Source organism: Burkholderia metallica (genome assembly GCF_001718555.1).
Lineage (GTDB): Bacteria > Pseudomonadota > Gammaproteobacteria > Burkholderiales > Burkholderiaceae > Burkholderia > Burkholderia metallica.
On the sequence record NZ_CP013401.1, the window covers coordinates 530764 to 555634 of the forward strand.

The following is a 24871-nucleotide window of genomic DNA, read 5'->3' on the forward strand; positions in this document are numbered from 1 at the left end:
AGGTAACAAGGATGTCTGGCGAGATGTTTGGAGATCGGCAACGGCCGATGGTGCTCGTACTGGGGCTCGGGGAATCGGGTCTCGCGATCGCGCGATGGTGCGCGAGGCACGGGTGCCGGCTGCGCATTGCCGATACCCGCGAAGCGCCGCCGAACCTTGCCGCGCTGCAGGCCGAAGGCATCGATGCGGAATTCGTCGGCGGGGCGTTCACGCCCGCGCTGCTCGACGGCGGCGTCGAGATCGTCGGGCTGAGCCCCGGGCTGTCGCCGCTCGAGCCTGCGCTCGCGGCGCTGGTCGCGGCCGCGAACGAGCGCGGCATCCCGGTGTGGGGCGAACTGGAATTCTTCGCGCAGGCGCTGCGCGCGCTCGGCACGAGCGGCTACCAGCCGAAGGTGCTCGCGATTACCGGCACCAACGGCAAGACCACGACGACGAGCCTCACGGGCCTGCTGTGCCAGCGCTCGGGCAAGAAGGTCGCGGTCGCGGGCAACATCAGCCCGGCGATGCTCGACCGGCTCGCGAACGCGATCGACGAAACCGCGCTGCCCGACGTGTGGGTGCTCGAACTGTCGAGCTTCCAGCTCGAAACCGCGCGCACGTTCGCGCCCGATGCGGCCGCGATCCTCAACATCACGCAGGACCACCTCGACTGGCACGGCAGCTTCGACGCGTATGCGCAAGCGAAGGGCCGGATCTTCGGCGCGACGACGACGCGCGTGCTGAACCGCGACGATGCGGCGGTGATGAAATTCGCGCCGGCAGCCGGCGCGGCCGATGCGCCGCGCACGGTCACGTTCGGGCTGAACGAACCGGTGCAGGACGGCGACTACGGGCTGTCGCGCGACAACGGCATCGCGTGGCTGGTCGAAGCCGTCGATCGCGACGCGCCGGACGAAGCGGCGCCGACGACCCGCCGGCGCAAGCGCGACGCCGCGCATACGCCCGACATCGCGCAGAAGCGCCTGATGCCGGCCGACGCGCTGCGCATCCGCGGGCTGCACAACGCCGCGAACGCGCTGGCCGCGTTCGCGCTCGCCCGCGCAATCGACCTGCCGGCTGCGCCGCTGCTGCATGCGCTGCGCGAATACCGCGGCGAAGCGCATCGCGTCGAAGTGATCGCGACGATCGACGACGTCGACTACGTCGACGACAGCAAGGGCACGAACGTCGGCGCGACGGTGGCCGCACTCGACGGGCTGGCGCAGAAGGCCGTGCTGATCGCCGGCGGCGACGGCAAGGGCCAGGACTTCGCGCCGCTGGTCGCGCCGGTCGCGCGCTGGTGCCGCGCGGTGATGCTGATCGGCCGCGACGCCCCGGCGATCCGCGACACGCTCGCCGAAACGGGCGTGCCGCTCGTCGATCACGCGACGCTCGAAGGCGCGGTGCACGCGGCGGCCGAACTCGCCGAACCGGGCGATGCGGTGCTGCTGTCGCCCGCGTGCGCGAGCCTCGACATGTTCAGGAACTACGCCCATCGCGCGGAAGTGTTCCGCGCGGCGGTCGACGAAATCGCCATCGACAAAGGAGCGACGCCATGAGCTGGTCCGATCGCCTCGTCTCCCGTTTCAACGACCGGCGCGACACCGGCGGCAATGCCGCGGGCGGCCGCGTCGCATCGGCCACGCGCGCCGCGACGGGCGGCCTCGCGAGCGTCGTCAACGGCGTGCGCCCGAGCCGTTCGCGGATGCTCGACTTCGACTACTCGCTGCTGTGGGTCGCGATCGCGCTGCTCGGGCTCGGCGTCGTGATGGTGTATTCGGCGTCGATCGCGATGCCCGATTCGCCGAAATACGCGTCGTATCACGATTACGCGTTCCTGATGCGCCACTGCATTTCGCTCGCGGTCGCCTTCGTCGCGGCGGTGATCGCGTTCCGCGTGCCGGTGTCGACGTGGGACAAGTACGCGCCGCAGCTCTTCCTGATCGCGCTGGTCGGCCTCGTGATCGTGCTGATCCCGCACGTCGGCAAGGGCGTGAACGGTGCGCGCCGCTGGATTCCGCTCGGCATCACGAACATGCAGCCGTCGGAAATCATGAAGCTCGCGGTGACGATTTACGCGGCGAACTACACGGTGCGCAAGCAGGAGTACATGCAGAGCTTCGCGAAGGGCTTCCTGCCGATGGCGTTCGCGGTCGGCCTGGTCGGCGCGCTGCTGCTGCTCGAGCCGGACATGGGCGCGTTCATGGTGGTCGCCGCGATCGCGATGGGCGTGCTGTTCCTCGGCGGCGTGAACGGCAAGCTGTTCGGCGGCCTCGTCGCGACGGCGATCGGCACCTTCACGATGCTGGTGTGGTTGTCGCCGTGGCGGCGCGAGCGGATCTTCGCGTACCTCGATCCGTGGGACGAGCGCTACGCGCAGGGCAAGGCGTACCAGCTCACGCACTCGCTGATCGCGTTCGGTCGCGGCGAGTGGTTCGGCGTCGGCCTCGGCGGCAGCGTCGAGAAGCTGAACTACCTGCCGGAAGCGCATACCGACTTCATCCTCGCGGTGATCGGCGAGGAGCTCGGCTTCGTCGGCGTGCTGGTCGTGATCCTGCTGTTCTACTGGATCGTGCGCCGCGCGTTCGAGATCGGCCGCCAGGCGCTCGCGCTCGATCGCACGTTCGCGGGCCTGATGGCGAAGGGTATCGGCATCTGGTTCGGCGCGCAGACCTTCATCAACATGGGCGTGAACCTCGGGCTGCTGCCGACCAAGGGCCTGACGCTGCCGCTCGTGAGCTACGGCGGTTCGGGCATTCTGCTGAACTGCGTCGCGCTCGCGGTGCTGCTGCGGGTCGACTACGAAAACCGGGTGCTGATGCGCGGAGGGAAGGTATGACCGCGTCGCAACGCACGCTGATGGTGATGGCAGGCGGCACCGGGGGCCACGTGTTCCCGGGGCTCGCGGTCGCGCACCGGATGGAAGCGGCGGGCTGGCGCGTCGTCTGGCTCGGCAATCCGGCCGGCATGGAAGCGACGCTCGTGCCTAAGCACGGCATTCCGATGGAGTACGTTCGGTTCGGCGGGCTGCGCGGCAAGGGCCTGAAGACCAAGCTGACGCTGCCGTTCAACCTGCTGCGCGCATGCGGGCAGAGCCTTGCCGCGCTGCGGCGCGTGCGGCCCGACGTCGTGCTCGGAATGGGCGGCTACATCACGTTCCCGGCGGGCGTGATGACCGCGCTGTCGGGGCGTCCGCTCGTGCTGCACGAACAGAATTCGATCGCGGGCCTGACGAACAAGGTGCTCGCGAAATTCGCGAAACGCGTGCTCGTCGCGTTCCCCGGCGCGCTGCCGCACGCGGAATGGACGGGTAACCCGATTCGCGCGGAACTTGCCGGCACGGAAGCGCCCAAAGCACGCTATGCATCGCGCAGCGGCCCGCTGAACGTGCTGGTCGTCGGCGGCAGCCTCGGGGCGGCCGCGCTGAACGAAGTCGTGCCGCGCGCGCTGGCGCTGCTGGCGCCGGGCGAACGCCCGCGCGTCGTGCACCAGGCCGGCGCGAAGCACATCGACGCATTGAAGGCGAATTACGAAGCGGCCGGTTTCGCGGCCGGCGAAGACGTGCGGCTCGTGCCGTTCATCGACGACATGGCAGCCGCGTATGCGGCGGCGGATCTGGTGATCTGCCGGTCGGGCGCGATGACGGTGTCGGAGATCGCGGCGGTGGGCGTGGCGGCGCTGTTCGTGCCGTTCCCGTACGCGGTCGACGATCACCAGACGAGCAACGCCGCGTTCCTCGCCGATGCGGGCGCGGCCGTGCTGGTGCAACAACGCGACCTGTCGGCGGAACTGCTCGCCGACTGGCTGCGCGGCCAGTCGCGGGCATCGCTCGCGGACATGGCGGAACGTTCGCGCTCGCTCGCGAAGCCCGAGGCCACCGACGAAGTCGCGCGCGTGTGCGCGAAGGCGGCCGGCGCGAACCTGGAAACACTGAAATGAAACAACCCCCACGCTCACTTCGTTCGCTCGGGCGGGCTCAGCCCCCCCGTCTCCCGCGGGCGCTTCCATCGAAGCACGGAGCGGCCCGGCGGAGGCTGACATGAAACACATCGTCAAACACATTCATTTCGTCGGGATCGGCGGCGCGGGCATGAGCGGCATCGCCGAAGTGCTCGTCAACCTCGGCTACGCGGTCAGCGGCTCCGACCTGTCGCGCAACGCGGTGACCGATCGTCTCCAGGCGCTCGGCGCACGGATCGCGATCGGCCACGACGCGGCGAACATCGAGGGCGCGAACGCGGTCGTCGTGTCGACGGCCGTGCGCTCGGACAACCCGGAAGTGCTGGCCGCGCGCGCGAAGCGCGTGCCGATCGTGCAGCGCGCGGTGATGCTCGCGGAGCTGATGCGCCTGAAGCAGGGAATCGCGATCGCCGGCACGCACGGCAAGACCACGACGACGAGCCTCGTCGCGAGCGTGCTCGCCGCGGGCGGGCTCGATCCGACCTTCGTGATCGGCGGCCGGCTGATCAGCGCCGGCGCGAACGCGCGGCTCGGCACGGGCGACTTCATCGTCGCCGAGGCTGACGAGTCGGACGCGTCGTTCCTGAACCTGTATCCGGTGATCGAAGTCATCACGAACATCGACGCCGACCACATGGACACCTACGGCCACGATTTCGCGCGGCTCAAGCAGGCGTTCATCGAATTCACGCAGCGCCTGCCGTTCTACGGCAGCGCGGTCGTGTGCGTCGACGATCCGAACGTGCGGCAGATCATCCCGTTCATCTCGAAGCCGGTCGTGCGCTACGGGCTGTCGCCGGACGCGCAGGTGCGCGCGGAAGACATCGACGCGCGTGACGGCCGCATGCATTTCACGGTGATCCGCGAAGGGCGCGCGCCGCTCGCGATCGTGCTGAACATGCCGGGCCTGCACAACGTGCAGAACGCGCTCGCAGCGATCGCGATCGCGACCGATCTCGGCGTGTCGGACGACGCGATCCAGCTGGCGCTGGCGGAATTCAACGGCGTCGGCCGGCGCTTTCAGCGCTACGGCGACGTGCCGACCGCGGACGGCGGCCGCTACACGCTGATCGACGACTACGGCCATCACCCGGTCGAGATGGCCGCGACGATCGCGGCCGCGCGCGGCGCGTTCCCGGGCCGCCGTCTCGTGCTGGCGTTCCAGCCGCACCGCTACACGCGCACGCGCGACTGCTTCGACGATTTCGTCAACGTGCTGTCGACGGTCGATGCGCTGGTGCTGACGGAAGTCTACGCGGCCGGCGAAGCGGCGATCTCGACGGCCAGCGGCGACGCGCTGTCGCGTGCGCTGCGCGCGGTCGGGAAGGTTGACCCGGTGTTCGTCGCGACGGTCGACGACGTGCCGGACGCATTGGCGAAGGTCGCGCAGGACGGCGACGTGGTGATCACGATGGGCGCGGGTTCGATCGGCGGCGTGCCGGCGAAGGTCGCGCAACACATTCAACAGAAGGCATGACATGAGCGGGATCGATCCGAAACGTTTCGGCAAGGTGGCGGTGTTGTTCGGCGGCGAATCCGCCGAGCGCGAGGTGTCGCTCACCTCGGGCCGCCTCGTGCTGCAGGGCCTGCGCGACGCGGGCGTCGATGCGCATCCGTTCGACCCGGCCGAGCGGCCGCTGTCCGCGCTGAAGGAAGAAGGGTTCGTGCGCGCGTTCAACGCGCTGCACGGCGGCTACGGCGAGAACGGCCAGATCCAGGGCGCGCTCGATTTCTACGGCATTCGCTACACGGGCAGCGGCGTGCTCGGATCGGCGCTCGGCCTCGACAAGTTCCGCACGAAGCTCGTGTGGCAGCAGACGGGCGTGCCGACGCCGCCGTTCGAGACGGTGATGCGCGGCGACGACCTGGCCGCGCGCGCGACCGACATCGTCGCGAAGCTGGGCCTGCCGCTGTTCGTGAAGCCGGCGAGCGAAGGCTCGAGCGTCGCGGTGCTGAAGGTGAAGACGGCCGACGCTCTGCCGGCCGCGCTCGAGGAAGCCGCGACGCACGACCCGATTGTGATCGTCGAGAAGAGCATCGAGGGCGGCGGCGAATACACCGCGTGCATCGCCGGCGATCTCGACCTGCCAGTGATCAAGATCGTGCCGGCCGGCGAGTTCTACGACTATCACGCGAAGTACATCGCCGACGACACGCAATACCTGATTCCGTGCGGGCTGCCGGCCGACAAGGAAGCGGAGCTGAAGCGCATCGCGCGGCGCGCGTTCGACGTGCTCGGCTGCACCGACTGGGGCCGCGCGGATTTCATGCTCGACGCCGACGGCAACGCGTATTTCCTGGAAGTGAACACCGCGCCGGGCATGACCGACCACTCGCTGCCGCCGAAGGCCGCGCGCGCGGTCGGCATCAGCTATTCGGAGCTGGTCGTGAAGGTGCTGTCGCTCACGCTCAACGACTGACGCAGGAACGGAACGACGTATGTGGAACAACGTTCGCCAACTCAACCTTGCCGCCAGCGCGCTGTACGCGCTGCTGCTGCTCGTGTTGGCGGCGGCCGGTTGCTACTGGCTGATCCAGCGCCCGATGTTCGCGCTGCGGGAAATCCGGATCGACGGCGACACCGAGCACATCAATTCGCCGACGGTGCGTGCGGGCGTGGTCGGCCGGCTGAAGGGCAATTTCTTCACGGTCGATCTCGATGCGGCGCGCGCCGCGTTCGAGCAGATGCCCTGGGTGCGTCACGCGAGCGTGCGCCGGGTGTGGCCGAATGCGCTGGCTGTCACGCTCGAGGAGTACAAACCGCTCGGGACCTGGGGCAGCGACCAGCTCGTGAGCGTCGACGGCGAGCTGTTCACCGCGAACCAGGGCGAGCTCGATCAGGCGCTGCCGGCGTTCGACGGCCCGGAGGGCAGTGCGAAGGAAGTCGTCACGCGGTATCGCGACTTCGGGAAATGGTTTGCGCCGCTGAAGGCGGCGCCGGAAGAAGTGACGCTGTCGGCGCGGTACGCGTGGACGGTGAAGCTGTCGAACGGGATGCAGGTCGAACTGGGCAAGGAACGCAACAGCGAATCGCTGCATGACCGGAGCCAGCGCCTGGTCGCGGCCTGGCCGGCCGTCACGGAGCGTTGGGGCAACGACATCGAGTACGCGGACCTGCGCTATCCGAACGGATTCGCGATTCGCGCGGCAGGCATGCGGTTCCTGACCGATACCGACAAGCGCAAGAAGTAACGAGAGATCACACGCAAGAGCACTTTATGAGCAAAGACTACAAGGATCTGCTGGTTTCCCTCGACATCGGCACGTCGAAGGTGGTGGCCATCGTCGCCGAGCTGAAGGGCGAAGGCCACTACGAGGTGATCGGTCTCGGCCAGAGCGAGTCGAAGGGTCTGAAGAAAGGTGTGGTGGTCAACATCGAGGCCACCGTGCAGTCGATCCAGCGCGCGCTTGAGGAAGCCGAGCTGATGGCCGACTGCAAGATCACCAACGTGTTCACGGGGATCGCGGGCAGCCACATCCGCAGCTTCAACTCGAGCGGGATGGTCGCGATCAAGGACAAGGAGGTCACGCAGACGGACGTCGCGCGCGTGATCGAGACCGCGAAGGCGATCAACATCCCGACCGACCAGCAGGTGCTGCACATTCTGACGCAGGAATTCATCATCGACGGCCAGGAAGACGTGCGCGAGCCGATCGGGATGAGCGGCATCCGGCTGGAAGTGAAGGTGCACATCGTGACGGGCGCGGTGAGCGCCGCGCAGAACATCGTCAAGTGCGTGCGCCGCTGCGGGCTGGAAGTGAACGACCTGATCCTGCAGCCGCTCGCGTCGTCGCTGGCGGTGCTGACGGAGGACGAGAAGGATCTCGGCGTGGTGCTGGTCGACATCGGCGGCGGCACGACGGACATCGCAATCTTCGCGGAAGGCGCGATTCGTCACACCGCGGTGATTCCGATCGCCGGCGACCAGATCACGAGCGACATCGCGATGGCGCTGCGCACGCCGACGCCGGATGCGGAAGACATCAAGGTCGGCTACGGGATCGCGAAGCAGGCGCTCGCCGATCCGGACGAAATGGTGGAAGTGCCGGGCCTCGGCGAACGCGGCCCGCGCACGCTGTCGCGCCAGGCGCTTGCGGCCGTGATCGAGCCGCGCGTCGAGGAACTGTTCTCGCTCGTGCAGCAGGTCGTGCGCGAATCGGGTTACGAAGAACTGCTGAGCTCCGGCGTGGTCATTACCGGCGGTGCATCGATGATGCCCGGCATGGTCGAGCTCGGCGAAGACATTTTCCTGAAACCGGTGCGCATCGGCGCGCCGGAGTATGCAGGCGGCCTCGCCGACGTCGTGCGCAATCCGCGCTACTCGACGGCGATGGGGCTGCTCGTCGAAGGCAGCGCTCAGCGCATGCGCGGCCGCAAGGTCGCCGTGCAGTCCGGCAACGCGGGGCAGGTGTTCTCGCGGATGAAGGAATGGTTCCTGAGCAACTTCTGACGAACCGAACAGAATCGAAATTCGCGCTGGTGCCGGCGGCTGGCGCGCGACAGGGGGTTGCCCGATCTCCTGCCGAATAACGGCCGAGTAGCAGTCATTCTCTTGACGGAGGCAACAATGGAATTCGAAATGCTGGAAACCGAAACCAACGGCACCATCATCAAGGTGGTCGGCGTTGGCGGCGCTGGCGGCAATGCCGTCCAGCACATGATCAACCGTGGCGTGCAGGGCGTCGACTTCATCGTGATGAACACGGATGCACAGGCGCTGTCGCGTTCGCGCGCATCGTCGGTGATCCAGCTCGGCAACACGGGTCTTGGCGCCGGTGCGAAGCCGGAAATGGGTCGTGCGGCAGCGGAAGAGGCGCGTGAGCGCATCGCCGACGCACTGCGCGGCGCGCACATGGTGTTCATCACGGCCGGCATGGGCGGTGGCACGGGCACGGGCGCGGCCCCGGTGGTCGCGCAGATCGCGAAGGAGATGGGCATCCTGACGGTTGGTGTCGTCAGCAAGCCGTTCGAGTTCGAAGGCGGCAAGCGCATGCGCGTCGCTGAAGCCGGCTCGCAGCAACTGGAGGATCACGTCGACTCGCTGATCGTCGTGCTGAACGACAAGCTGTTCGACGTGATGGGCGACGACGCCGAGATGGACAAGTGCTTCCAGTGCGCGGACGACGTGTTGAACAACGCGGTGGCAGGCATCGCTGAAATCATCAATGTCGACGGCCTCGTGAACGTCGACTTCGAAGACGTGAAGACGGTGATGGGCGAGCAGGGCAAGGCGATGATGGGCACGGCGACGGTTGCCGGCGTCGATCGCGCACGCCTCGCGGCGGAACAGGCCGTGGCGAGCCCGCTGCTCGAAGGCGTCGATCTGTCGGGCGCGCGCGGCGTGCTGGTCAACATCACGTCGAGCCGTTCGCTGCGCCTGTCGGAAACGCGCGAAGTGATGAACACGATCAAGAGCTACGCGGCGGAAGATGCCACGGTGATCTTCGGTGCGGTGTACGACGACGCGATGGGCGATGCACTGCGCGTGACGGTCGTGGCGACGGGTCTGGGCCGTGCGGCGAAGAAGCAGCAATCGGCTCCGATGACGCTGCTGCGCACCGGTACGGACAACCAGCCGGTCAGCGCGGTGTCGCACGGCTATGCGCAGCCGCACGTCAGCACGGCCGACTACGGCGCGCTCGATACGCCGGCGGTGTGGCGCAATTCGCGCGAAACCGCGGCATCGCACGTGCAGGCGCTGCAGGAGAAGGGTGTCGACACCTACGACATCCCGGCTTTCCTGCGCAAGCAGGCCGACTGACGCAAACACAGGCGAAGCCGCGGCGAAACTGCCGCGGTATCGCCGGCGTGACGGATGCTACGGACCACGACAGGCCGCGTCGGCTGCGACGCCGGGCCGGGAAACGTGCCCTCTTCGCGTGAGCGAGGCCGGGTGGGACGTGCTGTCCGCGACACGCTGAAAAACCGTATCGCTATGAGGGACCAGCCATGATTCAAGTGGGCGACGCGCTGCCCGACGCGCAACTGTTCGAGTTCATCGACGACGCGCGCGAAGGGTGCACGCTGGGGCCGAACGCTTACAGCGTGCGCGATCAGGTTGCGGGAAAGCGGGTGGTGATCTTCGGATTGCCGGGCGCTTTCACGCCGACCTGCTCGGCACAGCATGTGCCGGGCTATGTCGAACACGCCGAGCAACTGCGCGCGGCGGGTATCGACGAGATCTGGTGCGTGTCCGTCAACGACGCATTCGTGATGGGCGCATGGGGACGTGATCTGCACACCGCGGGCAAGGTGCGCATGATGGCGGACGGCAGCGCGGCTTTCACTCATGCGCTGGGGCTGACGCAGGATTTGTCCGCGCGTGGCATGGGAATCCGTTCCCTGCGCTACGCGATGGTGATTGACGGCGGTGTGGTCAAGACGCTGGCCGTCGAGGCGCCGGGCAAATTCGAAGTGAGCGATGCGGCGAGTGTTCTCGCGACGTTGACGTCCTGATCGTGCGGTGCGCCGTTGCCTTCCGGCAACGCTGCTCACCGGCCTCAGGGCAGTTGTAACACGGGCTGATGACCGGAAACGCCTCCGTTCCGGGCATCGGCCCGTCCCGTATCGGCGCGGGTAAACAGTCGAAACAGATTGATACGCAGTATCGAACGACGTTGAATAGGGAATTACGCTATAATCTCCCCTATCGAATATAACTCCTGATTGATATCTTCAATCAAGACGAAGAACATCATGCTGAAGCAGCGCACCATCAAGTCCATCGTGAAGACCGTCGGTATCGGTGTCCACTCGGGCCGCAAGATCGAGCTGACGCTCCGTCCTGCCGCGCCGGGTACGGGCATCGTCTTCACGCGCGTCGACCTTCCCACGCCCGTCGACATTCCGGCCGCGGCGACGTCGATCGGCGACACGCGGCTCGCGTCGGTGCTGCAGAAGGACGGCGTGCGCGTGTCGACCGTCGAGCACCTGATGTCGGCGTGTGCCGGCCTCGGCATCGACAACCTCTACGTCGACGTGACGGCCGAGGAAATCCCGATCATGGACGGCAGCGCGGCGACCTTCGTGTTCCTGATCCAGTCCGCCGGGATCGAGGAGCAGAACGCGCCGAAGCGCTTCGTGAAGGTGAAGAAGACGGTCGAAATCCGCGACGGCGACAAGTTCGCGCGTCTCGATCCGTACTTCGGTTTCAAGCTGAAATTCTCGATCGACTTCCGTCACCCGGCCGTCGACAAGACCGGCCAGGAGCTCGAGGTCGATTTCGCGAATACCTCGTACGTGCGCGAGATCGCGCGTGCGCGCACGTTCGGCTTTGCACACGAGGCCGAGATGCTGCGCGAGATGGGCCTCGCCCGCGGCGGCAGCATGGAAAACGCGATCGTGCTCGACGAGTACCGCATCTTGAACAACGACGGGCTGCGCTACGACGACGAATTCGTGAAGCACAAGATGCTCGACGCGATCGGCGATCTGTACGTGATCGGTCATCCGCTGCTCGCGTCGTACACGGCGTACAAGTCGGGCCACGGGTTGAACAACGCGCTGCTGCGCGAACTGCTCGCGCACGAAGACGCGTACGAGATCGTTACGTTCGACGATCCGCAGGCCGCGCCGAAGGGCTTCGCGTTCGACATGCAGACGGCCTTCGCGTGACCCGCGTTCCGTGCAGTCAATAAAAAAGCAGCCTTCGGGCTGCTTTTTTATTGACCGGGCGCTGTCGGCGGCGCGGGCCGTCAGCGCGGCTTCGCGCCATGCCGGGCCGCCATCCGCGCGAGCGCGGCCTGCAGCGGCGACGGCTCGAGATGATCGGCCAGGTCGCGCAAGGCGGCCGCGCCGACCGAGGTCATCCGTGCCTGCTTCACGTGCGGTGGCTCCGGCGCATCCTTCGGACGCACGCGCACGCGCAGCGTCGAGACCGGCCAGCCGCGCTTTTGCAGATCGGCGAGCAGCCGCGGTTCGACTTGCCGCAGCCGTGCGGCCAGTGCGTTGTGCGCGGCAAAGAGGGTCAGGGTGCCGTCCTTCACGAAGCCGGGCTCGACGTGGTTCGCCAGATAGTCGGGCAGGAGCGCGGCAAGGTCGCGCTGCAGCGACGCGATCTGCTCGACGCCGGCGCGCAGCGCCGCGAAAGCGTCGGTACGACCGAGCACTTCGGACACGGGTTGCGGGCGATAGGCGGCGAGCGGGCCGAAACGCTTGGAAAATCGGTTCATCGAGACATTCTTCGGGCGCGCACGCGCGCGGACGTTGATGCCGATTGTACCCGCGCGAGCCTGCGCACGGGCGGCTTTCGCCCTGTCGGCCCCGCCGTCGGCGCGCGGCGTCCGTCCGGCCGAGACACGGGCGGACGCGTTCCCGCGTGCTAAAATTCGACGTTTGAGTCCACTAATTCGCTAAGCCGCCGAGGCTCGGCGCCGGGGCGCGCGACACGCGCCGGGCGCCGGTGCTGCGACGCAGGATCCGATCCGATGACAACCGGTTTTCTCCAGAAAATTTTTGGCAGCCGCAACCAGCGGCTCGTCAAGCAATACCAAAAGACCGTCGCGACGATCAATGCGCTCGAAACGCAGATCGAAAAGCTGACGGACGACCAGTTGCGCGCCAAGACGGACGAATTCCGCCAGCGGGTCGCGGCCGGCGAGTCGCTCGACAAGCTGCTGCCCGAGGCGTTCGCGGTCTGCCGCGAGGCGAGCCGCCGCGTGCTGAAGATGCGGCACTTCGACGTGCAGATGATCGGCGGCATGGTGCTTCACTACGGCAAGATCGCGGAAATGCGCACCGGCGAGGGCAAGACGCTCGTCGCGACGCTGCCGGTCTACCTGAATGCGCTCGCAGGCCGCGGCGTGCACGTGGTGACCGTCAACGACTACCTCGCACAGCGTGACGCCGAATGGATGGCGCGCCTCTACAACTTCCTCGGTCTGTCGGTCGGCATCAACCTGTCCGGCATGGAGCACGACCAGAAGCAGCAGGCTTACGCAGCGGACATCACGTACGGCACGAACAACGAATTCGGCTTCGACTACCTGCGCGACAACATGGTCTACGAGACCGACGCGCGCGTGCAGCGGGCCCTGAACTTCGCGGTCGTCGACGAAGTGGACTCGATCCTGATCGACGAGGCGCGTACGCCGCTGATCATTTCGGGTCAGGCCGAGGATCACACCGAGCTGTACGTGCGAATGAACGCACTGCCGCCGCTGCTCGAGCGCCAGATCGGCGAAGAGAAGGCCGACGGCACGGGCGTCGAGAAGCCGGGCGACTACACGCTCGACGAGAAGGCGCGCCAGGTGTTCCTGACGGAATCGGGCCACGAGAAGGCCGAGCGCCTGCTCGCCGAATGGGGCCTGATCGGCGAGGGCGAGAGCCTGTACGCACCGCAGAACATCACGCTGATGCACCACGTGTACGCGGCGCTGCGCGCGCACACGCTGTTCCACAAGGATCAGCACTACGTCGTGCAGAACGGCGAAGTGGTGATCGTCGACGAATTCACGGGTCGCCTGATGGCCGGTCGCCGCTGGTCCGACGGTCTGCACCAGGCGGTCGAGGCGAAGGAGCACGTGAAGATCCAGAGCGAGAACCAGACGCTCGCGTCGATCACGTTCCAGAACTACTTCCGGATGTACGCGAAGCTGGCCGGCATGACCGGTACGGCAGACACCGAAGCGTACGAATTCAACGAGATCTACGGTCTCGAGACGGTCGTGATCCCGACCAACCGTCCGCCGAAGCGGATCGACAAGCAGGACCAGATCTACAAGACGGCCAAGGAGCGCTACGACGCGGTGATCCGCGACATCCGCGACTGCCACGAGCGCGGCCAGCCGGTGCTGGTCGGCACGACGTCGATCGAGAACTCGGAGCTGCTGTCGCACCTGCTGAAGCAGGCCGGGCTGCCGCACGAGGTGCTGAACGCGAAGCAGCACGAGCGCGAAGCGGCGATCGTCGCCGAGGCCGGCCGTCCGAACCGCATCACGATCGCGACCAACATGGCCGGCCGCGGTACCGACATCGTGCTCGGCGGCAACGCCGAGAAGCAGGCGGCGTTCATCGAAGCCGACGACGCGATTCCGGCCGACGAAAAGGCGCGCCGCATCCAGAAGCTGCACGACGAGTGGGAAACGCTGCACGAGCAGGTGAAGGCTGCGGGCGGCCTGCACATCATCGGCACCGAGCGCCACGAGTCGCGCCGGATCGACAACCAGCTGCGCGGCCGTGCGGGCCGTCAGGGCGATCCGGGCTCGTCGCGTTTCTACCTGTCGCTCGACGATCCGCTGCTGCGCATCTTCGCGGGCGATCGCGTGCGATCGATCATGGACCGCCTGAAGATGCCGGAAGGCGAGGCGATCGAGGCCGGCATCGTCACGCGCTCGATCGAATCCGCGCAGCGCAAGGTCGAAGCGCGCAACTTCGACATCCGCAAGCAGCTGCTCGAATACGACGACGTGTCGAACGACCAGCGCAAGGTGATCTACCAGCAGCGTAACGAGCTGCTCGAAGCGCACGACATCACCGAGACGATCACCGCGATGCGTCATGGCGTGATTACCGAAGTCGTCCGCCAGTTCGTGCCGGAAGGCAGCATCGAAGAGCAGTGGGACGTGCCCGAACTCGAGGAAGCACTGCGCAACGACTGGCAGCTCGACCTCGCGATCCAGGAAATGGTGAACGAGTCGTCGTCGATCACGGCCGAGGAGATTCTCGACGCCGTGATGACGGCCGCCGACGAGCAGTACGAGGCGAAGGTCGCGATGGTCGGCCGCGAATCGTTCAGCGCGTTCGAGCGCTCGGTGATGCTGCAGACGGTCGACCGCCTGTGGCGCGAGCACCTCGCGGCGCTCGACCACCTGCGTCAGGGCATCCATCTGCGCGGCTATGCGCAGAAGAATCCGAAGCAGGAATACAAGCGCGAAGCGTTCGAACTGTTCGCCGCGATGCTCGACGCGATCAAGCAGGAAGTCACGCGCATCGTGATGAACGTGCAGATCCAGTCGCCGGAGCAGCTCGAGGAAGCGGCCGAGCAGATCGAGGAACGCGGCGGTCATCTCGAGAACGTCGAATATCAGCACGCCGATTACGCGGAAGCCGGCGCACCGGTGGCGAACGTCGCAACTGCCGCGGCGGCTACGGCGACGGCCGACATGGTCGGCAGCGCGATGACGCACAGCGGCCCCGGCGGCGAAATGCCGAAGGTCGGCCGCAACGATCCGTGCCCGTGCGGCAGCGGCAAGAAGTACAAGCAATGTCACGGGAAGCTGTCATGATCGACGGCGGCGCGCATCGTGCGCGCCGCTTCGTTCGCAGCTTCGAATCAGTGATGTGAGTTGTGGCGGCCCGCGCGTGCGGCCGCCGGTTCTTCCAATCGATGCCGGCCTATGCCGGCATTTTCCATCCGGCAGGTGTGCCCCATGGCTGTCAATTTTCCGTCGATCGATCCCGCCCAACTGCATCCCGTCGCCGGCGTCACGCTCGGCTGGGCGGAAGCGAACATCCGCAAGCCGAATCGCAAGGACGTGCTGGTCATCTCCGTCGACGAAGGCGCGACGGTCGCGGGCGTATTCACCGAAAACCGTTTCTGCGCGGCGCCGGTCACCGTCTGCCGCGAGCATCTGGCGAAGGTGCGCGCGGGCGGCGCGGCCATTCGCGCGCTCGTCGTGAATACGGGCAATGCGAATGCGGGCACCGGCGAGCCGGGCCTCGTGAACGCGCGCGAAACCTGCACGGAGCTCGCGCGCCTCGCGGGCATCGAGCCCGCGCAGGTGCTGCCGTTCTCGACCGGCGTGATCCTCGAGCCGCTGCCGATCGAGCGCCTGAAGGCCGGGCTGCCGGCCGCGCTCGCGAACCGCAAGGCCGCGAACTGGTTCGACGCCGCGCAGGCGATCATGACGACCGACACGCTGCCGAAGGCCACGTCGCGCCAGGTGACGATCGACGGCCACACGGTCACGCTGACGGGCATCAGCAAGGGCGCGGGCATGATCAAGCCTAACATGGCGACGATGCTCGGCTTCCTCGCGTTCGACGCGAACGTCGCGCAGCCGGTGCTCGACACGCTCGTGAAGGAAGTCGCCGACCGCTCGTTCAACTGCATCACGATCGACGGCGACACGTCGACGAACGACTCGTTCATCCTGATCGCGTCGGGCAAGAGCACGCTGCCCGCGATCACGTCGACCGATTCGCCGGCCTATGCGGCGCTGCGCGATGCGGTGACGGAAGTCGCGCAGGTGCTGTCGCAACTGATCGTGCGCGATGGCGAAGGCGCGACGAAGTTCATGACGGTGCAGGTCGAGGGCGGCAAGAACGTCGCGGAATGCCGGCAGATCGCGTATGCGATCGGCCATTCGCCGCTCGTGAAGACGGCCTTCTACGCATCCGACCCCAACCTGGGCCGGATTCTCGCGGCGATCGGCTATGCGGGTGTCGCGGATCTCGACGTCGACAAGATCGACCTCTATCTCGACGACGTGCTCGTCGCGAAGGCGGGCGGCCGCAACCCGGCCTACCAGGAAGAGGACGGCCAGCGCGTGATGAAGCAGAGCGAAATCACGATCCGCGTGCTGCTCGGCCGCGGCGATGCGCAGGCCACCATCTGGACGTGCGACCTGTCGCACGACTATGTGAGCATCAACGCGGATTACCGCTCCTGATCGGGAGCGCTCGAACGACATGGACAAGCTCGAACAGTTTCTGACGCGTGCCGAAGCGTTGCTCGGCCGTCTCGAAGGGATGCTGCCGCCCGCGGCGGCGGCGGTCGACTGGAATGCCGCTCACGCATTCCGCTGGCGCAAGCGCCAGGGGCGCGGCTACCTGCAGCCGGTGCCGGCCGTGTCGTCGATCACGCTCGACGACCTGCACAACATCGATCGCCAGAAAGCGTTGATCGACCAGAACACGCGGCAGTTCGTCCAGTGCAAACCGGCCAACAACGTGCTGCTGACCGGTGCGCGCGGCACCGGCAAGTCGTCGCTGATCAAGGCATGCCTGAACGCCTATGCGAAGGACGGGCTGCGCCTGATCGAAGTCGACAAGGACGACCTGCACGATCTCGGCGACATCGTCGACCTGATCTCGCAGCGTCCCGAGCGCTTCATCGTGTTCTGCGACGACCTGTCGTTCGAGGACGGCGAGTCGGGCTACAAGGCGCTGAAGGTCGCGCTCGACGGCTCGATTGCCGCGCAGTCGGACAACGTGCTGATCTACGCGACGTCGAATCGCCGCCATCTGCTGCCCGAGTACATGAGCGACAACGAGTCGTACAAGCATCTCCCGGATGGCGAGATTCACCCCGGCGAAGTCGTCGAGGAAAAGATCTCGCTGTCGGAGCGCTTCGGCCTGTGGGTCAGCTTCTATCCGTTCAAGCAGGACGACTACCTCGACATCGTCGGGCACTGGCTGCGCCATTTCGGCTGCCCGGATGCGGAGATCGAGTCCGCACGCGGCGACGCGCTCGTGTGGGCGCTCGAGCGCGGATCGCGGTCGGGGCGCGTCGCGTGGCAGTTTGCGCGCGACTGGTCGGGACGCAAGGAGCAGGCATGAGCGCAGATCTCGCACAAGGCGCCGTGCGCGCGCCCGATGGCCGAAAGGTGACGGAAGTCGCGGTCGGCGTGATGGTGCAGGAGGACGGCACGGTCGGCCGCTGCCGCTACCTGCTCGCGCAGCGGTTGCAGGGCAAGCCGTATGAAGGCTACTGGGAGTTTCCGGGCGGCAAGCTGGAGGCCGGCGAAAGCGTCGAGGACGCGCTGGCGCGCGAACTGCACGAGGAACTCGGCATCGAAGTCACGGCCAGCCATCGCTGGCACACGCTCGAGCACGATTATCCGCACGCATACGTGCGGCTTTATTTCTGCAAGGTGACCGGCTGGACGGGCGAGCCGCACAGCAAGGAAGGGCAGGCGTTCGTGTGGCAGCAGTTGCCGGTGGCCGTCGCGCCGCTGCTGCCGGCCGCGCTGCCGGTGCTCGAACTGCTCGAGAAGGAAGCCGCGTCGAACTGACGCGACGCTGGCGCGCCGCAAAGGCGGGCCATATCGCCGGCGGGCGGGGCTGCGCGCCGCTCAGCTGTCGCGGCGGTCGTCCGTGCCGTCTTCTTCCGACGACGGGCCCTCGTCGGACGACCCACCGATCCGGTACTTTTCCGCGGCCCATGCGCCGAGGTCGAGCTGCTTGCAGCGGGCCGAGCAGAACGGACGAAACTGATTTTCGGGCGTCCAGCGCACTTGAGCGCCGCACGACGGGCATTTCACAACGGTAGTCATACGAAAGCGATCCGGCGCGCGGCCGTTACAGATTGCACAGTGTCAGATGGAACGGCACGTCGATGTCCACCGCGCGCGGCCGCACGTCGCCGTCCTGCATGGTGAACCGTACCCACAGCATGTATTTGTTGGCGCTCGCCTCGGGGATGACGCGCAGCTCCGGCGGCACGCGCACCTGCATCAACTGGTAGGTGCGGCCGGACAGCATCTGCTGGTAGCTGCCCTGCATCGCCATGACCTTCGACGCCTGACCCGATTCGCGTGCGAGCCGCAGGACGATCGTCGCGGCGTCGCGCAGCGGCAGCATCGGCAGGATCCACTTCGTGATGTCCTGGCGGCGCTGCTCGGCCGGCCATTGTTGCCATGCATAGTAAGACGGCAGGTCGAACTTGCACGTGCCGCCGGGAATCACCGCACGGCTGCGGATGCTGGCGAGCCACTCGTTGTCGACGAGGTGCTGGCCGGTCTTGCCCTGCATCTGCGCGAGATTCGCGAGCGTCTGCTCGATTTCGCCGAGCACGGCTTCGAGCGCGTTCTGCTCGATGCCCGGATTGCCGCGAAAAGGGGCGAGCGTCTGGCGTTGACGTTCGAGCTCCTTCATCAGATCCGATTTCAGGTCCGCGCGGCCCGTTACCTCGGCGATTTCGAACAGCGTCGTCAGCGCGACGTGATGTTCACGCGGGTCCTCCTGAGCCAAAAAGAACGCGAAGCGCTCGAAGAGATCTTCGAGGCGCAACAGCGTGCGAATTCGCTCGTTGAACGGATACTCGTAAAGAATCAAGCGCGCTCGCCTCTTGGGTAGGGATGGAAACAATGCAGGACATTCTAATGCTCACTCTCTACCCTAGCAACGCGCCAATTTCGTACACCATCACGATCGGGCGCGACGCTCAGCGCGCGGCGGCTGCAAACCCGAGATAGCGTTGGTGCAGTGCATCGACCTGCGCGGCGAGCGCGGAGGGCGTCGTCGCGTCGTTGACGATCACGTCGTCGGCCGCCGCGAGACGGGCCTCGCGCGTCGCCTGCTTTGCAATGATCGCTTCGACCTGCTCGCGCGTGAAGCCGTTGCGTCGCATCACGCGCGCAATCTGCGTTTCGACCGGGCAATCGACGACGAGCACGCGATCGCTGCGCGCCTTCCAGTTGCCGGATTCGACGAGCAACGGCACGACGAACATCACGTACGGGCCCTGTGCTTCGCGCGCTTCGCGATCGGTCTCCGTGCGGATCAGCGGGTGCGTGATCGCTTCGAGGCGCCGGCGCGCGGCGTCGTCGCTGAAAATCAGTGCACGCATCGCCGAGCGGTCGAGCGAGCCGTCGGCGGCAACGAACGCGGGGCCGAATGCCTGTTCGATCGCGGGCATCGCAAGCCCGCCCGGTGCGGTGATGCGATGGGCGATCAGGTCGGTATCGACCAGCGACGCGCCGCGGGCGGCGAACAGATCGGCGACGGTCGTCTTGCCGCTGCCGATGCCGCCCGTGAGTCCGATTGCGAACATGTCAGCCTCCGAGCGCCGTATAGAAAGGGGTGCCGAAAAACAGTGTCGCGGCGCCGCCTGCCGCGAGGAACGGGCCGAACGGAATCGGCTCCTCGAAGCGCATGCGGCCGCGCCAGGTCGCAACGAGCCCGACGATCGCCCCCGTCACCGCGGCGAACAGCACGACCTGCGGCAATGCGGCCCAGCCCATCCATGCGCCGAGCGCGGCGAGCAGCTTCAGGTCGCCGAAACCGATGCCCTCGATGCCGCGCAGCCATTTGAACAGCCAGTAGATCGACCACAGGAACAGATAGCCGGCCATCGCGCCGATCACGGCCGAGCGCAGCGACGTGAACGTGCCGCCGAGGTTCAGCGCGAGCCCCGCCCAGAGGAGCGGCAGCGTCATCGAGTCGGGCAGGTAGCCCGTCCGGATGTCGATCGCGCTCATCGCGAGCAGCGCGGCGCACAGCGCGAACGCGGCAAGCGCGGCGACGGTCGGCCCGAATGCCGCGAGCGAGCCGGCGGCGAGCAGTGCGCACACGAGCTCGACGAGCGGGTAGCGGATGCTGATCGCGTGGCCGCAGCGGCGGCAGCGGCCACGCTGCATCAGGTAGCTGACGAGCGGGATGTTTTCCCATGCTCGCAGCACGTGGCCGCAGTGCGGACAGGCGCTGCGCGGGTGCCACAGATCGTAGCGCGGCGGATAGCCGTCGTCGGGGGGCGCGCTCGCGTTGCCGGTCGCCTCGTCGATCTCGGCCTGCCACGCGCGCTGCATCATCACGGGCAGCCGGTGCACGACCACGTTCAGGAAGCTGCCGACGCAAAGGCCGATGACGACCGCGAACGCATACTGCAGCGCAGGCGGCAGCATCGTCAGCGCGAGCAGCGTGCTCTCGGACGAATCGGTAACGGCGGACAGGGGCGCTGGCGTCATGAGGCTCACGGTTCGGACTAAAAAGGCGACAGAATCGGTTGCGATGCTACACCACGTTGCCGAGCTGAAGGATGGGCAAGTACATCGCAATCACGAGGCCGCCGACGAGTGCGCCCAGCACGATCACGATCAGCGGTTCGCCGAGCGCGGCGAGCGCATCGAGACGCGCGTCGAGCTGGCGTTCGCACAGCGCGGCGATGTCGGCGAGCATCGTATCGAGCGCACCAGTTTCCTCGGCGACGGCGATCGGCTGCACGACGTCGTCCGGAAAGCAGCCGGCCGCCTGCATCGCGTCGGCGAGACGCGCGCCGTGCAGCACGCGGGCCGCGATGTGCGCGGTGGCGCGCTCGAACACCGGATGGCCGGCCGTGCGCTCGAGCGTGGCGAACGCATCGGCGAGCGGTACGCCCGCGCCGAGCAGGGTCGCAAGCGAGCGGCACCAGCGTGCAGTCGCGAACCGCGTCAGCGCGTTACCTGCGAGCGGCGCACGCAGCAGGTGCCGGGCGACGGCATGGCGCAGCGGGGCCGAGCGCCGCAGCGCGCGATGGGCGGCCAGCCCGGCTGCCACCGTACCGGCAACGAGCACGCCGCCCCATGCGGACAGCACGGAGGACAATGCGAGCAGCGCGCGGGTCGGCGCCGGCAGTGCGGCGCCGAAACCGTCGAAGATCTGGCGGAACGTCGGTACGACCCACACCATCAGCGCGGCCGAGATCGCGAGTCCGAACAGGATCACTGCTGCCGGGTACGCGAGCGCGGCACGCAGTTTGCGCCATTGCGCGTCGGCGCGCTCGCGATGTTCCGCGACCCGTGTCAGCACGACGCCGAGCGAGCCGGACGCCTCGCCGACCTCGATCAGTTGCCGATACAGCGTGCCGAACTGCGCCGGATAGCGCGCGAGCGCATCGGCGAAGCGCCGGCCGCCGACGATCTCGCGGGCGAGCCCCGCGGCGATGCGCGGCAGGCCGTCGTATGGCCGCGTACGTGCGAGCATCTCGAGCGACGGTGCGAGCGGCAACCCGGCTTGCAGCAGGCTCGCGAGCTGGCGCGTAAAGCGCGTGACGTCGCGCGCACCGGCCGTCGGTGGCCGGGCCGGCCCGCGGACGTCGAGCGACAGCACCGCGACGCCGTCGCGCGCGAGTGCCGAGCGTGCGCTCGCGGCGTCGAACGCGATGACGATTCCCCGGCGCGCCACGCCGTCGCGACGACGGCCGCGCCACGCGAAGCGGGTTTCGCGCGGCGGTGTGCGCATACTCATGCTGCTGGTGTCGCGGCGAGGGCTTCCGCGATGCTCGTCGTGCCGTCGTGGACGCGCGCGAGTGCGGCGTCGCGCAGACTGCGCACGCCTTCGGCCGCCGCGCATTGCGCGAGTTCGCCGACGCTCGCCCGTGCGACGATGCGTTCCGCCAGCCCGGACGATACCGGCATCGTCTGATGCAGGCCGATACGGCCGCGATAGCCGATGCCGTGGCAGGCTGAACAGCCTCGCGCGACGAACGGCCGCCATCCGGCCGCGAGGGCCGCCGGGTCGCAGCCGGCTTCGCGCAGGACGGGTTCGGGTGCGTCCGAGGGCGCGCGGCACGCGGTGCACAGCCGCCGGACGAGGCGCTGTGCGGTGACGAGGTGCAGCGCGGCCGCGAGGTTGTACGGGGCGACGCCGATGTCGAGCAGCCGCGCGACGGCGGCGGGCGCGTCGTTCGTGTGCAGCGTCGACAGGACGAGATGGCCGGTCTGCGCGGCCTTGATCGCGACGTCGGCCGTCTCCGCATCGCGAATCTCGCCGACCATGAGGATGTCCGGATCCTGCCGCAGCAGCGCGCGCAGTGCGGTCGCGAACGTGAGCCCCGCCTTTTCGGCGACACCGACCTGGCTGATGCCGTCGAGCTGGATCTCGGCGGGGTCCTCGACCGTGCAGACGTTGTGCGCGTCGCGATCGAGCATCTGCAGCGCGCAATAGAGCGACAGCGTCTTGCCGCTGCCGGTCGGGCCCGTGACGAGCACGAGACCGTGCGGTGCGCGTATCGCGGCCTCCACCGTGGCCGCCTGCCGTGCGTCGAAGCCGAGGCGAGCGAGCGTGAGGTCGGGCGGCAGCGTTTCGAGGCGCCGCAGCACGAGCTTTTCGCCGAACAACGTGGGCAGTGAGCTGACCCGGTAGTCGCCGCGCGTGCCGCCGTCGATCGCGATGCGCAGCCTGCCGTCCTGCGGGAGCCGCCGCTCGGCGATGTCCATGCGCGCGAGCACCTTGATCCGCGTGACGAGCGCGTCGCGCAGGTGCAGCGGCGGCCGCACATGTTCGTGCAGCACACCGTCGATGCGCAGCCGGATGCGCCAGCCGGCCTCGAACGGCTCGATGTGGATGTCGGACGCGTCGCGCACGCGTGCTGCGTGGAGTGTGTCCGTCAGCAGCCGCACGGCGGGCGCATCGTCGAGCTGGGCCGCGTCGAGCGCACGCGGGGCGGGGGCGGACGATGCGTCGGAGTGGGTGGGGAGCGGCTGCGTGCGCGCCTGCGCCCCGGGAGGAGGGAAATGCATGTGAGCCGGCCCGCGGGCCGCCTGTTGACCGTGACCGACAGATGGTCGCGCGTCTCGGGCGGCGCCGGCAGTCGGCCGTTCGGCTAGCGCGTGGCCGTGCGTGCGGTGCGCGAGCCGCGCGGCTTGAAGAGCTTGACGGTGCGCACGGCCTGATCGTCGCTGCGCATCACCTCGAGCATCACGTCGCCGATCTTCACGCACACGTCGTCTTCCGGAATTTCCTCGAGGATTTCGAGCACGAGTCCGTTCAGCGTCTTCGGCCCGTCGGTCGGCAGCTTCAGGTGCAGCCAGCGATTCAGTTCGCGCAGCGGCATGCTCGCCGACACGATGCATTCGCCTTTCTCGTCCCAGCCGCCCGCGCGTTCGCTGCGCGGCATCGACGTCGTGAATTCGCCGATCAGCTCCTCGATGATGTCTTCCGGCGTGACGAGCCCTTCGAGCTCGCCGTATTCGTTGACGACGAGCGCGGTCCGCTGCCGCGTTTCCTGGAAAAACTGAAGCTGCTGGACGACCGGTGTGCCGGACGGCACGTAGTACGGCTCGGCGAGCAGTGCGCGCAGCGTCTCGCGGTCGAACTCCTGGTTGTGCAGCGCGGTCAGCGTCTTGCGGACATGCAGCACGCCGAGCACCTTGTCGATGTCGCCTTCGTAGACGACGAGCCGGTTGTGATAACAGGTTTCGAGCTGGTGCAGGATGTCGTCCAGCGGCGCGTAGAAGTTGAGCGACTCGATCTGGCGGCGCGGCACCATCACGTCGTCGACCGTGATGTTCTCGAGGTCGAACAGGTTGAGCAGGATGCTGCGGTGCTTGGTCGGCATGAAACTGCTCGATTCGAGCACGATCGCCCTCAGCTCGTCGGCCGACATGCGCTGGTCGCGACCCTTCTTCGTGTTGATGCGCAGCACCCACAGCACGCCGTTCGCGAGCGCGTTGACGAACCAGACGATCGGCTTGAACACCCGCATCAGCGGCGCGATCACGAGGCTCGCGGGCAGCGCGATGCGCTCGGGGAACGTCGCACCGACGATCTTCGGCGCGATTTCGGCGAACACGATGATCAGGAACGCGACGATGCCGGTCGCGATCGACAGTGCAAGATTATTGCGGCCGAACGTATGGAGCGCGAGCGATGTCGTCAGGACCGGGATGATCGTGTTGAACAGGTTGTTGCCGATCAGGATCACGCTGAGCAGCAGGTCGGTGCGCGTCAGCAGCCCCTGCGTGGTCTTGGCGCCGAGCGCGCCCTGGCTCGCGAGATGCTTCAGTCGATGGCGGTTGAGCGCCATCATCGCGGTCTCGGAAATGGAAAAGAAGCTGGAACAGAGGAGAAGCAGAAAGACGGCGCCGATTTGCGCCCATAAGGGAATTTGGTCCACGCGTTGGAAGGGCAGTGAAGGACAGGAATGGAGGGAATATAGCAGAGGCCGGCGGCCGCGATGTGTCGTGCACGATACGACGGGGCCCACGGCGGCCGGGCAAAAAAAAACCGTGCACATCGTGCACGGTTTTTTACAAATCTGGTCGGGGTGAGAGGATTCGAACCTCCGGCCTCTACGTCCCGAACGTAGCGCTCTACCAGGCTAAGCTACACCCCGATTTGGACTCTTCCGATTGTGCAGTCTTCTTCAAGACCGCTGCGTCGTCGAGCAAGAACATAACTATAACGACGTTTCTTCAAAAAGGGAAGGCCTTGGAGAAGAAATTTTTCGAGACGGGCGATTTTCCCGTATCGAACGTATGTCGTCGCAACCATCGCGACGACGCGATGCAA

Annotated in this window: 22 protein-coding genes and 1 tRNA gene; 14 read left to right on the forward strand and 9 right to left on the reverse strand. The window is 67.1% G+C overall.

Translation table 11 applies throughout. From position 1 onward, the window contains the following. Positions 1–23 precede the first annotated feature (23 nt). The 10 genes from murD to lpxC all read left to right on the forward strand — a co-directional run bounded on the left by murD (position 24) and on the right by lpxC (position 11554). The gene (gene murD, locus WJ16_RS02405; protein WP_069255678.1) at positions 24–1538 is read left to right on the forward strand and encodes a UDP-N-acetylmuramoyl-L-alanine--D-glutamate ligase; all 1515 of its coding nucleotides are present in this window, start codon (positions 24–26) and stop codon (positions 1536–1538) included. Beyond that, positions 1535–2818 (forward strand): putative lipid II flippase FtsW, encoded by a 1284-nt coding sequence (ftsW, locus tag WJ16_RS02410; RefSeq protein WP_069255679.1) that lies wholly within the window; start codon positions 1535–1537, stop codon positions 2816–2818. Before murD ends, ftsW begins: the two co-directional genes overlap by 4 nt. After that, positions 2815–3918, forward strand: coding sequence for an undecaprenyldiphospho-muramoylpentapeptide beta-N-acetylglucosaminyltransferase (gene murG / locus WJ16_RS02415; RefSeq protein ID WP_069255680.1), 1104 nt, complete (start codon positions 2815–2817; stop codon positions 3916–3918). The genes ftsW and murG overlap by 4 nt, the downstream gene beginning before the upstream one ends. 100 nt (positions 3919–4018) lie before the next feature. After that, positions 4019–5416, forward strand: coding sequence for a UDP-N-acetylmuramate--L-alanine ligase (murC, locus tag WJ16_RS02420; RefSeq protein ID WP_069255681.1), 1398 nt, complete (start codon positions 4019–4021; stop codon positions 5414–5416). A gap of 1 nt (position 5417) precedes the next feature. Next, complete coding sequence (locus tag WJ16_RS02425; RefSeq protein WP_069255682.1) at positions 5418–6359, forward strand: D-alanine--D-alanine ligase; 942 nt, start codon at positions 5418–5420, stop codon at positions 6357–6359. Between the two features lie 19 nt (positions 6360–6378). Continuing rightward, positions 6379–7131 (forward strand): cell division protein FtsQ/DivIB, encoded by a 753-nt coding sequence (locus WJ16_RS02430; RefSeq protein ID WP_069255683.1) that lies wholly within the window; start codon positions 6379–6381, stop codon positions 7129–7131. A gap of 26 nt (positions 7132–7157) precedes the next feature. Then, positions 7158–8390 (forward strand): cell division protein FtsA, encoded by a 1233-nt coding sequence (gene ftsA / locus WJ16_RS02435; RefSeq protein WP_059500905.1) that lies wholly within the window; start codon positions 7158–7160, stop codon positions 8388–8390. Positions 8391–8507: 117 nt separating this feature from the next. Beyond that, positions 8508–9701, forward strand: coding sequence for a cell division protein FtsZ (gene ftsZ, locus WJ16_RS02440; RefSeq protein WP_069255684.1), 1194 nt, complete (start codon positions 8508–8510; stop codon positions 9699–9701). Positions 9702–9889: 188 nt separating this feature from the next. Beyond that, positions 9890–10396, forward strand: a complete 507-nt coding sequence (locus WJ16_RS02445; protein WP_011544504.1) for a peroxiredoxin — start codon at positions 9890–9892, stop codon at positions 10394–10396. A 240-nt stretch (positions 10397–10636) separates the two neighbouring features. Continuing rightward, on the forward strand, positions 10637–11554 hold the full coding sequence (lpxC, locus tag WJ16_RS02455) for a UDP-3-O-acyl-N-acetylglucosamine deacetylase (RefSeq protein WP_069255685.1): 918 nt from the start codon (positions 10637–10639) through the stop codon (positions 11552–11554). A gap of 80 nt (positions 11555–11634) precedes the next feature. Here lpxC and WJ16_RS02460 read toward each other — a convergent pair whose 3' ends face one another. Continuing rightward, a complete protein-coding gene (locus WJ16_RS02460; RefSeq protein ID WP_069255686.1) occupies positions 11635–12111 on the reverse strand; it encodes a DciA family protein in 477 nt (158 codons plus the stop codon). Between the two features lie 255 nt (positions 12112–12366). Between WJ16_RS02460 and secA the strand changes: the two genes are divergently transcribed. From secA to WJ16_RS02480, 4 genes are all read left to right on the forward strand, one after another. Continuing rightward, the gene (gene secA, locus WJ16_RS02465; RefSeq protein WP_069255687.1) at positions 12367–15165 is read left to right on the forward strand and encodes a preprotein translocase subunit SecA; all 2799 of its coding nucleotides are present in this window, start codon (positions 12367–12369) and stop codon (positions 15163–15165) included. 144 nt (positions 15166–15309) lie between these two features. Then, entirely contained in the window at positions 15310–16551 is a 1242-nt protein-coding gene (gene argJ / locus WJ16_RS02470) for a bifunctional glutamate N-acetyltransferase/amino-acid acetyltransferase ArgJ (protein ID WP_069255688.1), read from the forward strand. Positions 16552–16570: 19 nt separating this feature from the next. Beyond that, on the forward strand, positions 16571–17440 hold the full coding sequence (locus tag WJ16_RS02475; protein WP_069255689.1) for an ATP-binding protein: 870 nt from the start codon (positions 16571–16573) through the stop codon (positions 17438–17440). After that, entirely contained in the window at positions 17437–17895 is a 459-nt protein-coding gene (locus WJ16_RS02480; RefSeq protein WP_069255690.1) for an NUDIX domain-containing protein, read from the forward strand. Before WJ16_RS02475 ends, WJ16_RS02480 begins: the two co-directional genes overlap by 4 nt. A 60-nt stretch (positions 17896–17955) precedes the next feature. Here WJ16_RS02480 and WJ16_RS02485 read toward each other — a convergent pair whose 3' ends face one another. From WJ16_RS02485 to WJ16_RS02520, 8 genes are all read right to left on the reverse strand, one after another. Continuing rightward, positions 17956–18156: a DNA gyrase inhibitor YacG gene (locus WJ16_RS02485; protein ID WP_069255691.1), complete on the reverse strand. Its 201-nt coding sequence runs from the start codon at positions 18154–18156 to the stop codon at positions 17956–17958. Positions 18157–18181: 25 nt separating this feature from the next. Beyond that, positions 18182–18937 (reverse strand): cell division protein ZapD, encoded by a 756-nt coding sequence (zapD, locus tag WJ16_RS02490; RefSeq protein ID WP_069255692.1) that lies wholly within the window; start codon positions 18935–18937, stop codon positions 18182–18184. A 109-nt stretch (positions 18938–19046) separates the two neighbouring features. Beyond that, positions 19047–19655 (reverse strand): dephospho-CoA kinase, encoded by a 609-nt coding sequence (coaE, locus tag WJ16_RS02495; protein ID WP_069255693.1) that lies wholly within the window; start codon positions 19653–19655, stop codon positions 19047–19049. Between the two features lies 1 nt (position 19656). Continuing rightward, positions 19657–20568 (reverse strand): prepilin peptidase, encoded by a 912-nt coding sequence (locus WJ16_RS02500; RefSeq protein ID WP_069255694.1) that lies wholly within the window; start codon positions 20566–20568, stop codon positions 19657–19659. A 46-nt stretch (positions 20569–20614) separates the two neighbouring features. Continuing rightward, on the reverse strand, positions 20615–21826 hold the full coding sequence (locus WJ16_RS02505; protein ID WP_069255695.1) for a type II secretion system F family protein: 1212 nt from the start codon (positions 21824–21826) through the stop codon (positions 20615–20617). Continuing rightward, entirely contained in the window at positions 21823–23100 is a 1278-nt protein-coding gene (locus WJ16_RS02510) for a GspE/PulE family protein (RefSeq protein WP_069255696.1), read from the reverse strand. Before WJ16_RS02510 ends, WJ16_RS02505 begins: the two co-directional genes overlap by 4 nt. 83 nt (positions 23101–23183) lie before the next feature. After that, positions 23184–24476: an HlyC/CorC family transporter gene (locus tag WJ16_RS02515; RefSeq protein WP_069255697.1), complete on the reverse strand. Its 1293-nt coding sequence runs from the start codon at positions 24474–24476 to the stop codon at positions 23184–23186. Positions 24477–24618: 142 nt separating this feature from the next. Further along, positions 24619–24695: transfer RNA gene (locus tag WJ16_RS02520), tRNA-Pro, on the reverse strand. Positions 24696–24871: the final 176 nt, after the last annotated feature.